We start from the raw sequence: 11,967 nt of genomic DNA, 5'->3' as shown, positions 1-11,967 counted from the left end.
CCTTGTCGGACTACTCTATCTGGATGCTCGAATTTGCCTGGGTGCCCGACGCGCCCACCAGTTCGCTGGTCTATGGCCGTCACAACATGGGAACCGAGAAGCTCCCCTACTGCTATACGCTACTCAAGGGGCATGGGAAGACGATCCTCCTGGATTGCGGTGTCAACTACGCGTCCCATGGCAAAGAGTTCATGGACCGCTTCAACGTCCAGAACTGGTTCCCGCCCATGGACGTCCTCGCCGAAGTCGGATGCTCTCCCGAGGAGATCACTGACGTTATCCTGACCCATGCACATTTCGACCACATGGGGGGGCTCGAGTTGTTCCCCAACGCGACGTTCCATATCCAGCAGGACGAACTTGCGGCCTGGGTGTCGATTATGGCGCTCGACCGCCGGTTCCGTTGGCTACTGACCGCTACCGACACCGGCGACATGCTCTACGCGGTACAGTTGGCTCGCGAGGGACGGATGCGAGGCATCGACGGAAATGTCGACAACCTGTTCCCAGGGATCGACGTCAGAGTTGCCCGCGACACCCACACGGCCGCTTCGCAGTACGTCATCATCCGCAACGACGGAAAGACCTCGAGCGATGACGTCTTCACTTACACGGGCGACCTAGTCTATCGGCATGACAACATGCACGGAGGCAATCCCGAAGACCCCGTGTACCTTCCGGTCGGTCTTGCTTTCGGCAGCCAGACGAACTTGGTGTTCGCGACGCACGAAATCCTCAAGACCGTAGACTTTGATATCGGCAGGGTCCTCACCCCTCACGAGCCAGGGATGACGAAGATGTATCCGAGCAGGACGACGAAAAACGGACATTACCTCATCGAGGTTGCGCTCGCCGAGGGCCAGAAGTCCTACGTTTAGAAGCAACGTCCTCTCAAGGCGATGACGGGCGGGACCGCGGTGGCAGCGGTCTCGCCCGTCTTAATTGTGGGTGGCTTACCTAAGTTGCGAGTTCGGCAGGTGGCATATGTTACCTGCGATGATCGTGCCTAGTTGTTTAGTCCCGGGGGCAAGCGCAAGTCGTCGGCGATCCACCTTTCGAATCGAACCATTTGTTGTAGCCGGGGATCGGCGGAAGACTAACGCGGCACCCGCGGCACGTTCCGGCGAGCTGGGATAGTCCTACCCTCGATGCTTGCCTTCGCGGCAAGGTCGACCCATTCCTGGTCGTTGTCGCCCGCTGTGCCATACAGGCTTTGAAGGGCGAGTTCGTTGAACGTCCGATCGGGTTGGGACGTTCCGCCCTTTTCTGCACAGTCTCTCATTCGCCTCTCCATGAACAAAGCAGAAGCATGTCGGCTACGAACTATTACTCCGCAGCCGAACACGATATCAGGACGAAATGCCGCCCATGCAGAGGTACTTCATGGAAAGGAAGTCATCCATTCCGTACTTCGAGCCCTCGCGGCCGAAGCCCGACTGCTTGACGCCGCCGAAGGGTGCCACCTCAGTAGAGATGAGGCCCGTATTGATGCCGACCATCCCGTATTCGAGGGACTCAGCGACCTTCCAGACATTCCGCAGGTCGTTGGCATAGAAGTATGCGGCCAAACCGAACTCGGTATCGTTTGCGAGTTCGATGACCTCTTCCGTTGTCTCGAACTTGAAGACCGGGGCCAACGGTGCGAACGTCTCCTCGCGCGCAACCTTCATATCCTTGGTGGCTCCAGAGAGAAGGGTGGGTTGGACGAAGGTTCCACCCCGTTCGTCCCGTCCGCCTCCGACTACGACCTTCGCACCCTTGCCGACGGCGTCATCAATGTGGCTGTACAGCTTTGTAACCGCATCGTCGTTGATCAGCGGACCGATAGTGGCTCCTTCTTCGAAACCGTCCAGGACCTTGAGCGCAGAAACCCGCGCAGCAAGCTTCTCGACGAACCTGTCGTAGATGCCGCTCTGGACGTAGAGACGGTTGGCGCAGACGCAAGTCTGGCCAGCGTTTCGGAACTTGGACAGCATAGCCCCATCAACGGCCTCGTCGAGATCAGCGTCGTCGAACACGATGAACGGAGCGTTGCCGCCGAGTTCGAGGCTGAGCTTCATGATCTTCTGCGCGCCCTGCGCCATCAGGATACGGCCTACTTCGGTCGACCCGGTGAAGGTCAGCTTCTTGACTATCGGATTCGAGCAGACTTCTTCGCCGAACATTCGGGCGTTATCTGTCGGCAATACGCTGAACAAACCGCCCGGTACTCCGGCGCGCTCGGCGAGAATAGCAAGAGCAAGAGCAGAAAGCGGCGTTTCGGCAGCTGGCTTGAATATGATGGCGCAGCCGGACGCAAGCGCCGGTGCGATCTTCCGGCAGACCATAGCCGAAGGGAAGTTCCACGGGGCGATGGCAGCCACGACGCCGACGGGCTGCTTGATCACGATCAGGCGCTTGTCGGCCTGATGCCCCGGAATGGTGTCACCGTAGACGCGCTTGGCTTCCTCGCCGAACCATTCGATGTAGGAGGCCCCATAAGCGACCTCGCCGCGCGCCTCGGCCAAAGGCTTACCCATTTCCGACGTCAAGATAATCGCGAGGTCCTCGATGCTCGCCGTCACGAGGTCGAAGAATTTCCGCATGATGCCAGCGCGTTCCTTGCCGGAGCGCGCCGCCCACTTCTTCTGGGCGGTCTTGGCGAGATCAATGGCGGCACGGACCTCCTCAAGTCCCGCGCTCGGCAACGACGCGATTACGTCTCCGGTGGACGGGTTCTGGACCTTGATCGTCTTGCCGCTTACGCCCGCTTTTTGCCAGTTTCCGCCTACCAGCATTTCCTCGCGTACCAGAGTCCGGTCTTTCAAGCGATCAAGAAGCGCGCTGGAGATAGCCATGGGTATTCCTTTCAGTGCAACGTTCAAATCTGATTGCGAATGTGCGGTGAGCGGGCGTAGATCGCGACCATGGGGACGATCAGCAGTCCGACGACCGCTTGTTGTGCCGGAAAGCTCAAGCCGAGCCCAACGAGAAGCGACGTCAGGACTGTGAGGACGAGAACGCCGAGGACGGTCGCCCCATATCCCCCGGCTCCGCCTAGCAGTGAGGTGCCGCCGATGACGACCGCCGCCACCGTTGTGAACAGGTAGGGGTCGCCGACGCCGACGAAACCTCCGCCGGAGAAGCCCAGGAGCAGCATTCCGGTGATCGCCGACATCGCGCCGCTGGCGCTGTGGATGACGGTCCAGACCTTGAATTCAGAGATGCCGAGCCGAGCGGCGGCTGTACGGTTCCCGCCGACGGCATATAGGCTCCGGCCGAACCAGGTGTTGTACATGATCCAACCCAGACCGATGGCGACGACCGCCCAGATGACGATGACGGGGGGAAACGGTAGACCAAAGAACTTTCCGTTAAACGCTGAAAGGTTTCGGAGCCATCCGGGGACGGTCGCGAAGACCGTGCCGCCGAACTGCGATCCAAGCGAGGTATAAATCTGGACCGCTCCAACCGCCGCGAAGCCCACACCGAGCGACATTATTAGCGCCTGCCCTTGAAGCCTGAAGCTCAGGGCTCCGTTGGCTGCCCCCACGAGCGCACCAAGAGCGAGGACGACGAGCATAGCCACGGGAGCGGGAATACCCGCGACCATAAGGCTTGGAAGCAGGATGTTCGCGCCTCCGATAATGTAGGGGATAGAGAGGTCTAATGCGCCGACAAGCGCGCAGAGCGTCTGCCCAACAGATGCAAGTCCCAGGAAGGCGGCGAGCAGGAGGATAGAGCGCGCATTCTGCGACGACACGAAACCGGGAACGAGTAAAGCGCCGAGTATGAGTAGACATGCGAGGAGACCGAACCCGATCGAAATGCTTTTGTGCGTACGGAGAGGGTTGGAACTCCGGGCCGCGCTGCTCTCTGTGTTCATGACAGTGGAAACCATTTTCCTTGCTCCCTCACGCGACGGCGCGGCGGCTTGTGACGAAGACGTTCACGAGAAGCGATCCGACAAGGATCAGGCCAAAGGCCATCTGCGTGACAAACCCGGAAACCGTGCCGAAGTTGAACGTGGATAAGAGGTACGAGATGAGGAACATGTTGATAGCGCCGAGCGTCGATCCGAGCGCACCGCCTCGGCCGCCGGAGAGGCTCGCTCCACCGAGAACGAGAGCCGTGACTGCCTGCAACGTGTACGTGCTGCCCTGTGTCGGGTCGCCGGAAGAGATCAGCGCGGTGTAGCTCAGAGCCGCCAGACCCGCGAATGCGCCACCGACGACATGGGCGATGATGCGCACGACATCAACCGGAACGCCGCTTGTATAGGCCATGCGCTCGTCGGCCCCCGTCATCCGTAGGTTCCGATAGAACATTGTTCGCCTCAGGATGCCCCAGAGCGCAAAGGCGGCGACGAGGAGCAGCAGGACGGGCGAGAAAATGCTCGTTCCAGCGCCCCAGCTCAGCATCCAGTCGGGCGCGACGCCGCCCGGGCGAGACATCACCATCAGGTTGACGCCGGAGAGGACGAGGAACCCGGACAGGGTGACGATGATCGGCGCAACGCGGACGTAGATGATCACGAGTGCCTGAATCAACTGGAACGCAGCACCCAATCCGACCGCCCAGGCGATGACGGCAACAGGATTCGTGATGCCGTTGCCGACCAGCCACGTGATCAGCGTGACGTTGATGAAGCCCATAAGCGGGCCTACAGAAAGGTCTACGGCTCCCCTGCCCGCCATCACGATCGGTGTGATAGCCAGTGCGGTCAGGATCAGTGGTGTGGCTACCAGAATGGCCCCGGACAAGCCGTTGTTTGTGAACAGCCCCTGCCCCCGGAAGGCGACGGCGAGAAGGAGAACGAGGAAAAGCCCTGCGGGGACGAACAAAGACCGGTCCTGCGTGACTTGACGGATTGCGATCGCTGACATCATGCGGTCCTTTCCAGATCGAAATCGACTGAAGCGTTCTTGGACTTCCCGAACATCGAAGCGAGGATCGGCTCCTCGGCGATCTCGTCACCCTCGAGGGATCGGAACAAGGTGCCCGCGAAAAAGACATCCACCCGGTCCGCGAACCCGATGAACTCCTCGATCTCACTCGACAGGTAGATCACACTGCCGCCTTTTTCAGCGAACAGACGGAGTTCCCGGTACAGATCACGCTTGGTACCGAGGTCGACACCGCGCGCGGGGTCATTGAGCACAATGACCTGAGGATCATTGGCAAAAGCGCGACCGATAAGCACCTTTTGCTGGTTTCCCCCGGAGAGCGACGTTATCTTGTTCGAGGGACTTCCGATCTTGATGCGGAGCCGATCGACCTCACGCTTGAACATCGGCTTGAGCGCTGGCTTCCGTATCACGCCCAAAGGACCGAGGTTCTTTCGGTAAACCCCGATGGCGAGGTTTTCGAAGATGCTCTGCTGCGGGAAGATGCCCTCACGCTTCCGGTCTCCGGAGACATAGGAAACACCGAAGCTCGCCGCGTCGTCGAGCGACTGCAGGGGGACCATCTTGTCCGTGTCGACCGAGCGAACTAGCACTTCGCCACCGAATGGTTGGACGATCCCGGCAAGAGCACGGACGAAAGCATCCTGCCCTTGCCCGTCAAGTCCGGCCACGCCAACGATGCTCCCCTTGGGGAGGTTGAAATCGAAGATTCCCGCGGACTTGTGCACTGCCAGATTTCTCGCGGTCAGGATCGAAGGAGTGGTAAGTGCCTTTTTCTTCGAGGCGTACTCCGCCACGTCACTGGCGCGCCGATCCGCGGGTGTCATCATGGACAGCAGATTTTCCTCGGTTATCTCGTGCCTTTCAAGCGTACCGACGGTAATGCCGTCACGAAGGATTGTCGCGCGATCTGCTATGCGGACGAGTTCCGCGATCCGGTGCGTAACTATCAGGACAGTCGCGCCCTCGGCACGAAGGCGATCGATTTCCGCATGGAGGCGGATAGTCGAGTCAAGATCGAGTGCGGCCGAGGATTCGTCGAGGATCAAAACGCGCGGCCTGCGCAAGATTGCGCGCGCGATGACGATCCACTGTTTAACGCTAAGCGGCAGGCTGCCGACGACTTGATCGAGATCGACGGGTTTTCCGACAAGACGGGCCAGGATTTCCCGCGCCTCGGCGCGGCGGTCGTCACCAGTCGATTGCGAGCGGAAAATACCGTCGCGTCCGACGTAAAGGTTCTCGAATACGCTGGCTTCCTCGGCAACAAGGACCTCCTGGAAGATTGTCGTCAGGCCTACTCGTTTGGCGTCGATCGGCGACGCCACCTTCTCGCCAAGGATAGACACTTTTCCCGAGTCCGGGTGCAGAACCCCCGACATGATCTTGGCCATCGTACTCTTGCCGCTGCCGTTCTCGCCAACGATGGCGTGAACCTCTCCGGCGCGGGCTTCGAAGTCGCACTTCTTAAGCGCCTTCGTCTCGCCGAACGCCTTCGCGACGTCAACCATTCTGATTGTTATCTCGCTGCCCATCGCAGGCCTCCCACCCGAACCGTCCGCCAAAGGGCGGTTTCCCATCATGGGAAGAGTTCTGCCCGGCGACATTGGTCGCCGGGCAGAACAAGTTTACTTCGCGACGGCCTGCCAAGGGTCGGCGGGACGCTCAAAGTACTGGTCGGCGATGTCGGCCGGGAACCAGCCATCGGCCTTGGGCTCGACAAAATCTGTCGAATTCAGGTCGCAATCCTCGGGGATCGCGGCTCGAACATCGTCGATGGTGTACGGAAGCACGGGACGCAGAAAGGACTGGACCTTGGGGCCCTGGCCCTGAAGCGTGCGGAGCATGATCTCCCACATCTGCTGCATCTCGCGACGCGGTGGCCAGATATGGAAGCTGGCGTCGATCCACTCTGGATTCTGTCTCCAGTAGCACGCCGCCGAAGCCTCGCCGCCTAGCGTGATCGGCACCATGTCACGGCCCGACTGAAGCATGGCGTTCAAAACGCCGTTTTCCTGTGCGCCCTGCGTCAATATTCCGTCGATCTGCGTCGGGTTGGTCGCCAGGAATTTCTGCACCTCGACCTGTGCTACCTGGTCCGTCCACTTGCCCGCCACTTCTCCGACGATCGTGATGTCAGGATATTTGGCCAACGCTTCCTTGGCGGCCTTGTCGAAGCTGTCTGAAGAGGCAAAGCCGGGGATACCCGACACGAGAAGCACATTGCCCTTCTTGCCGATTTTTTCGGCCAGCCAGGTCGCCATCTCGCCGCCGCCCTGAGCGTGGTTCGCGGCACCGTTGATCGCATAGGGCGATGTCACATATCCGGAGAAAGAGAAGACCGGAACGCCGGCCTTGTAGGCGTATTCGATCGTCTGGTTTAGGGCGGTGACGTTCGAGCAGCAGATGATGATAGCATCAACGCCATCGTCCACCATCTGACGCATCTGCTGAATCTGGACGGCGTCCTTGAGGTCGGACTGCGTGACGACGACGTCGGAAACGAGGCCCGCTTCCTTAGACCGCGGCAGCAAGTCGTTCATCACGGCGTCGAGAGCCGCCGCACGCCATGTGTTGCCTGCGTAGCTACTTGCGTAGCCAATTTTCCATGGCGGCCCCTTCTTGGGCTTAAAGTCCTTGTAGACGCTTACACCGAGCGGAACCTGCGGATCGACGATCTCGTAGATTTTCTTCTCGCTGGCGGGCAACTGGTCGACGCCGTCGGCATGAGCTGCGGTCGCCAAGGCGCTGACCGCGATCAACGCCCCCAACGTTCCTGTTAAAATACCTCGCATTGCATTGCTCCTCCCAGAGCCTTTTTCAGGCGACCTTCGCCTTGGTTTCGGATGCCTGCTGAATTTCTTCGAGGATCGGCAGCAGGTATTTTCTGAACTCATCGTAGTTTTCCGTGACGGGGAAATGCCCAAGCTTTTCCATCGTCCAGAACTTGCTGCCCTTGACGAGGTCGGCGGCGATCTTGGTGTCGGCCGGAGAGGTGTTCGGATCGTATTCGCCCGTCAGGAAGTACAGCATGCACTTCGACGTATCGATCTTGCTTGCCTCCTCGGCGGAGACATTGTGGTCGTAGTAATAATAGTAGAGGTCACCCGCAAAAACCCCGGGACCACCACAGCTGTATTCCCACTGGATTTCGCGGACGTTGGCTTCCGGCGAGTAGGGGGAGATGTTGAGCATCATGGCCGCGCCGATGGAGGTGCGGTTAACGTTCGGATTGTCGAATTCCCTGCGGATGCCCGCCATGCCGACATCCACGTACTCCGCCGCCGAGCGCAAAGCGCCTTCGACCGAGATCGTCGCACGGAAGTTGTCGGGATAGTTCGAGGCTAGGTCGATGGCGAGATGCCCGCCCATCGAGCTACCCATGTAGACCGGACGGTCCAGATCGAGGGCCTTCGATAGTTCGAGCTGGAAATCCATCATGAACTTCTTGGTCATGTTGTATTCCTTCTCCCACCAGCGAACGCCGTAGGGCGGAAGGGACTTGCCGTGGTACGGCAGATCGAACGCGATGACGCGGAAGTTCTTCGTGACTTCAGCGTCGCAGAGCGTGTGACGGTACTGGCGGCCGTCGGAGCCCGCCGTGTGCCCGACGAGGAGCGGAATGCCCTGCCCTGCCTCTTCGTAATAGACGCGGTATTCGATTCCTTCGATCGTCAGGTAGACGTAACGGCCGGTGATCGGATCATGCTTGGTCATGCTGCTACTCCTTCCGGACGGGCATCGCGCATCAAGTTCGTCATACGGTTGAGCGCGGGAAGATACGCGAAGGTTTCATTGTTGTTGCTGAGGTGCAGACCGTGCTTGATGTTCGACGACTGGAGGCACTGGTAGAACGGGAGGGGCTTCTTCTGGAGAAGCGCGTCCCACTGTTCAGCAGTGCCGCGGATGACGATCTTACACTTGTCGTCGTCGTAAGCTGCCTCTTCGACATTCACCATCTTGCCGTCCTCAAAATGAAGGGCGACGCTGCGGGTCGGGAAATCACACTTGATGATACCGTTGAGATAACGGGTTTCGCGCTTGAACTCGAAGTCCTCCCGCGCGAGCTTTACGAACTTCTCGAGATCGATAGCCAATTTCGGCTCCTCCCTGGTTAATCGGCGACGGCGATTCCGCGCCTTCAGACAACAGCCACCACTCCCCGGCGGCGGCGGATTCAGATGCCCATTTCGTTGAAGACTTCCTGGGCGTGACGGAAGCTGTCGATACCCGCTGGTACGCCGACATAAATCGCGACCTGCAGGAAGATTTCCTGCACTTCCTCTTTGGTGAGGCCGTTGTTGATTGCACCCCGGACGTGTCCTCTGAGCTCGTGCGGACGGTTGAGAACGGAGATCATTCCGAGGTTGAGGATCGAGCGCGAACGTCTGTCGAGGCCCGGACGATTCCAGATATTGTCCCAGCAATACTCAGTCACGAGTTCCTGCATGGGCCAGGTGAAGTCAGTCGCCTTGCTCAAGGCCGCGTCGACATATGCGTCGCCCATAACTTCCCGTCGGGTCGCAAGCCCATGAGCGAACTGTTCCGAAGGGATGGGCCGCTCCTTGCCGTTGGTTTTCAGTTTAGCTGCTTCCGTTGCGGTCATTCGACAACGCTCCCTAACTCTCGGTTTCTATCACAATCAACAGATTTTCAGACAATCTGTCAATCTTTCTTGATGCACGAAGTGAGACATCGCGTTAACTGGTGTTCAAATGTGCTCTTCGACGTAACGGATAATGCGCGTATGATCCTCGGAGGGGCCCAAGGCCTTCTGAGCAGCGTCCCAGGCGTCTGCCGTGTTTGCCAGCGCATCGAGGCGCATGCCGAGCGTCGTCGCTAGGTCGGCAGCGATGCGGATGTCCTTCGCCATGAGGCCAAGGGCGAACCCCGATCCAAACGTTTCCGACAGGATGAATTGCTTCATCTTGACCTCGGTGGCGTTGTTCTTGCCCGACGAGGAATTGAGGATGTCCACGATCGTGTCCGGTTCGAGCCCGAACGTGCGGCCGAGAAGAACGCCCTCTATGGCCGCGAGCACGCCCGCACCCGACACGAAGTTGTTGATCGCCTTCATGGCATGGCCAGACCCGACCGGTCCGGTACGAAAAACCTGCTGACCGACCGCTTTCAACAGCGATTCGGCCCGGTCGATATCTGCGTCAGCACCTCCCACCATGATCGTCAAAGTGCCTGAAACAGCGCGTTTTACGCCTCCGGATACCGGAGCGTCGATAAGCCGGAGATTTCGGGAGGCGAGTTCGGCACCGAGGTCCTGGGTGTCACTGGGAGCCGACGAACTCATGTCGATGACGACGGCGTTCGGCTTGAGACCTTCATAAGCGTTTCCGCTTAAAAGCGCATCCCGCACGATCTTCCCGTTGGGCAACATGGTGATGACGAAATCGGCTCCGACCATGGCGTCGGAAATCGCTTCGGCAGCGCGGCCACCCGCATCAACGAACTTGGCTCTGGCATCCTGGGAGAGGTCGAAACCGACGACCTCGAAGCCGGCAGATATGAGGTGTTGAGCCATAGGCTGGCCCATCGCGCCCAACCCTATAAAGGCCACGCGCGTTCCGTTGACTGTCGCTGACAATTCTTCCTCCGAGTGCGAACGAGCAGTGAAACGCCCGCTTTTCTTCGAGAGGCAATAAACGGATTATCAGACAATCTGTCAATCGAAATCTTTAAGATTCGCTGACCGCGTTCTTTCTCAGGTACTCCAAAGCAACCTTGGCGGCTTGATCGATATGGAATTTGCAGGCTGCCGCAGCCAACGGCCCGTTGCGATTCTTGATCGCTTCGGCGATGTCCTTGATTTCGGCGATGCTGTGCGCAAGCCGTCCCGGCTGCGTCATGGAGGTCATCCGGAGAAGATTAATCCGGTTATGAAGCGACGTCAGCATCTGCCGGACGAAGGCGTTTTTGCTTCCATCCATCAAACAGTTGTAGAAGGCATTCTTGGCGTCGATTAAGCGTGTGCCCACACCACTCGCCGCAGCGGCTTCAAATTCAACGACGGCTGCCTGAAGGGTGGCGATATCGGCGGCGGTGCCGTGCTCGGCGAACTGTTGGCCCGCAAACCCCTCAAGGAGAGCCCGAACAGTGTAAAGTTGTTCAGCTTCTTCATAAGTGATTGTGCTGACAACCGGCCCCTTGTGGGGGTAGCTCGTAATGATGCCCTCGGCTTCGAGCTGGCGCAGTGCCTCGCGTACCGAAGTCCTGCCGACGCCGAGCATCTCGCACAACTCCCGCTCGACCAAGCGCTGGCCCGGCTTGAACCGTCCGTTTGCGATCGCCTGACGGAGAGTCTCTTCGACTTTCACACGCAGCGTCGCGCTTTGTCTCGTGATCTGTAGGTCTGTCTGCATCGCCCGCCACCAATAAGCGGCCCAAGCCGCGCCAAATCTTATTATACATATGGCGATATTCGCGCCGGATATCAATGTGGATTGTCTGACAGCAGGTAATCAAAAATGCCACGTGACCTCAAGTGGTAGGTTCGAACACCATTTCAGATACGAAAACGCGGAGTTATGTAGCAGGAGCCATAAAAGCCTTGACCAGGGAGGCCGCCAGCGCAGTCGTCGGGGGACAGGCCGATGCCCTTGGCGGCGGTCAGCCAGAAGCCACCCGATGCTGCAACGGCTTTGGTGTATCCGCGAGGATGAAACCCTGCTCGGGACTGACGGCCCGCCGCCTTGGAATGCCCCTCGTGATCTGCCTCCTGCCTGACTTCCAATAATGAATGTTATCGGTAGCTAGGCTCTTTCGCGGTGCATAGGCAGGATGTGAACTTAAACCCTCTTCGGTTCCTCTAGCGTTCGGAAAACGAATGAGTAGTCGGGACTTGTCGACTAATTTTGGTTCATTTCAAAGGGACTACTCGACCGTGTTTCATAGCCCTGCAACCTTGTGCAAACCGTTTTTGATATTGTGTTCCACCTGTCTGGGGAAGCGGAACCGTCGGCGGAGCAGGTGAAGGTTTACAAGAACGCCCGCCTCGCCGTTGTTCTTCGTCAGTATGTCGACGACGCCCTTTTCCAACCTCATCGTCGCGGGGATGCGGCGGCGGAGC

12 protein-coding genes are annotated in these 11,967 nt (G+C 58.9%); 1 reads left to right on the top strand and 11 read right to left on the bottom strand.

Annotated elements, in window-relative coordinates; genetic code table 11:
• The first annotated feature begins 2 nt into the window (after nt 1-2).
• Nucleotides 3-878 (top strand): N-acyl homoserine lactonase family protein, encoded by an 876-nt coding sequence (locus AC27VQ_RS19600; RefSeq protein WP_488717606.1) that lies wholly within the window; start codon nt 3-5, stop codon nt 876-878.
• Nucleotides 879-1,349: 471 nt separating this feature from the next.
• On the opposite strand, the gene AC27VQ_RS19595 is transcribed toward AC27VQ_RS19600, so the two are convergent.
• The 11 genes from AC27VQ_RS19595 to AC27VQ_RS19545 form a co-directional block, all read right to left on the bottom strand.
• Nucleotides 1,350-2,837 carry an NAD-dependent succinate-semialdehyde dehydrogenase gene (locus AC27VQ_RS19595; protein ID WP_488717605.1) on the bottom strand — a complete coding sequence of 496 codons (1,488 nt, stop codon included), beginning with the start codon at nt 2,835-2,837 and terminating at the stop codon, nt 1,350-1,352.
• A 23-nt stretch (nt 2,838-2,860) separates the two neighbouring features.
• Nucleotides 2,861-3,880 carry an ABC transporter permease gene (locus tag AC27VQ_RS19590; RefSeq protein WP_488717604.1) on the bottom strand — a complete coding sequence of 340 codons (1,020 nt, stop codon included), beginning with the start codon at nt 3,878-3,880 and terminating at the stop codon, nt 2,861-2,863.
• A 13-nt stretch (nt 3,881-3,893) separates the two neighbouring features.
• Nucleotides 3,894-4,868, bottom strand: a complete 975-nt coding sequence (locus AC27VQ_RS19585) for an ABC transporter permease (RefSeq protein ID WP_488717603.1) — start codon at nt 4,866-4,868, stop codon at nt 3,894-3,896.
• A complete protein-coding gene (locus AC27VQ_RS19580) occupies nt 4,865-6,421 on the bottom strand; it encodes a sugar ABC transporter ATP-binding protein (RefSeq protein ID WP_488717602.1) in 1,557 nt (518 codons plus the stop codon). Before AC27VQ_RS19580 ends, AC27VQ_RS19585 begins: the two co-directional genes overlap by 4 nt.
• 93 nt (nt 6,422-6,514) lie before the next feature.
• On the bottom strand, nt 6,515-7,681 hold the full coding sequence (locus AC27VQ_RS19575) for an ABC transporter substrate-binding protein (RefSeq protein ID WP_488717601.1): 1,167 nt from the start codon (nt 7,679-7,681) through the stop codon (nt 6,515-6,517).
• 25 nt (nt 7,682-7,706) lie between these two features.
• Nucleotides 7,707-8,603 carry an alpha/beta fold hydrolase gene (locus tag AC27VQ_RS19570; protein ID WP_488717600.1) on the bottom strand — a complete coding sequence of 299 codons (897 nt, stop codon included), beginning with the start codon at nt 8,601-8,603 and terminating at the stop codon, nt 7,707-7,709.
• Nucleotides 8,600-8,983: a hypothetical protein gene (locus AC27VQ_RS19565; RefSeq protein WP_488717599.1), complete on the bottom strand. Its 384-nt coding sequence runs from the start codon at nt 8,981-8,983 to the stop codon at nt 8,600-8,602. The genes AC27VQ_RS19570 and AC27VQ_RS19565 overlap by 4 nt, the downstream gene beginning before the upstream one ends.
• Nucleotides 8,984-9,063: 80 nt before the next feature.
• Nucleotides 9,064-9,492 carry a carboxymuconolactone decarboxylase family protein gene (locus AC27VQ_RS19560; RefSeq protein WP_488717598.1) on the bottom strand — a complete coding sequence of 143 codons (429 nt, stop codon included), beginning with the start codon at nt 9,490-9,492 and terminating at the stop codon, nt 9,064-9,066.
• Between the two features lie 105 nt (nt 9,493-9,597).
• Nucleotides 9,598-10,485 carry an NAD(P)-dependent oxidoreductase gene (locus AC27VQ_RS19555; RefSeq protein WP_488717597.1) on the bottom strand — a complete coding sequence of 296 codons (888 nt, stop codon included), beginning with the start codon at nt 10,483-10,485 and terminating at the stop codon, nt 9,598-9,600.
• Nucleotides 10,486-10,576: 91 nt separating this feature from the next.
• Nucleotides 10,577-11,260, bottom strand: coding sequence for a GntR family transcriptional regulator (locus AC27VQ_RS19550; protein ID WP_488717596.1), 684 nt, complete (start codon nt 11,258-11,260; stop codon nt 10,577-10,579).
• Nucleotides 11,261-11,786: 526 nt separating this feature from the next.
• Nucleotides 11,787-11,967 (bottom strand): hypothetical protein (locus tag AC27VQ_RS19545; protein ID WP_488717595.1); only part of this gene is annotated, 181 nt, incomplete at its 5' end.

It is taken from the genome of Shinella sp. 20P9.1.1 (assembly GCF_057798995.1).
Note: the sequence above shows the minus strand (reverse complement) of the source record. Positions and strands in the feature narration are given on the sequence as shown.

Coding starts and splice junctions, on each gene's coding strand:
- AC27VQ_RS19590 (WP_488717604.1), bottom strand. CDS start 3,880: ATGGTTTCCACTGTCATGAACACAGAGAGCAGCGCGGCCCGGAGTTCC.
- AC27VQ_RS19595 (WP_488717605.1), bottom strand. CDS start 2,837: ATGGCTATCTCCAGCGCGCTTCTTGATCGCTTGAAAGACCGGACTCTG.
- AC27VQ_RS19550 (WP_488717596.1), bottom strand. CDS start 11,260: ATGCAGACAGACCTACAGATCACGAGACAAAGCGCGACGCTGCGTGTG.
- AC27VQ_RS19560 (WP_488717598.1), bottom strand. CDS start 9,492: ATGACCGCAACGGAAGCAGCTAAACTGAAAACCAACGGCAAGGAGCGG.
- AC27VQ_RS19580 (WP_488717602.1), bottom strand. CDS start 6,421: ATGGGCAGCGAGATAACAATCAGAATGGTTGACGTCGCGAAGGCGTTC.
- AC27VQ_RS19585 (WP_488717603.1), bottom strand. CDS start 4,868: ATGATGTCAGCGATCGCAATCCGTCAAGTCACGCAGGACCGGTCTTTG.
- AC27VQ_RS19570 (WP_488717600.1), bottom strand. CDS start 8,603: ATGACCAAGCATGATCCGATCACCGGCCGTTACGTCTACCTGACGATC.
- AC27VQ_RS19575 (WP_488717601.1), bottom strand. CDS start 7,681: ATGCGAGGTATTTTAACAGGAACGTTGGGGGCGTTGATCGCGGTCAGC.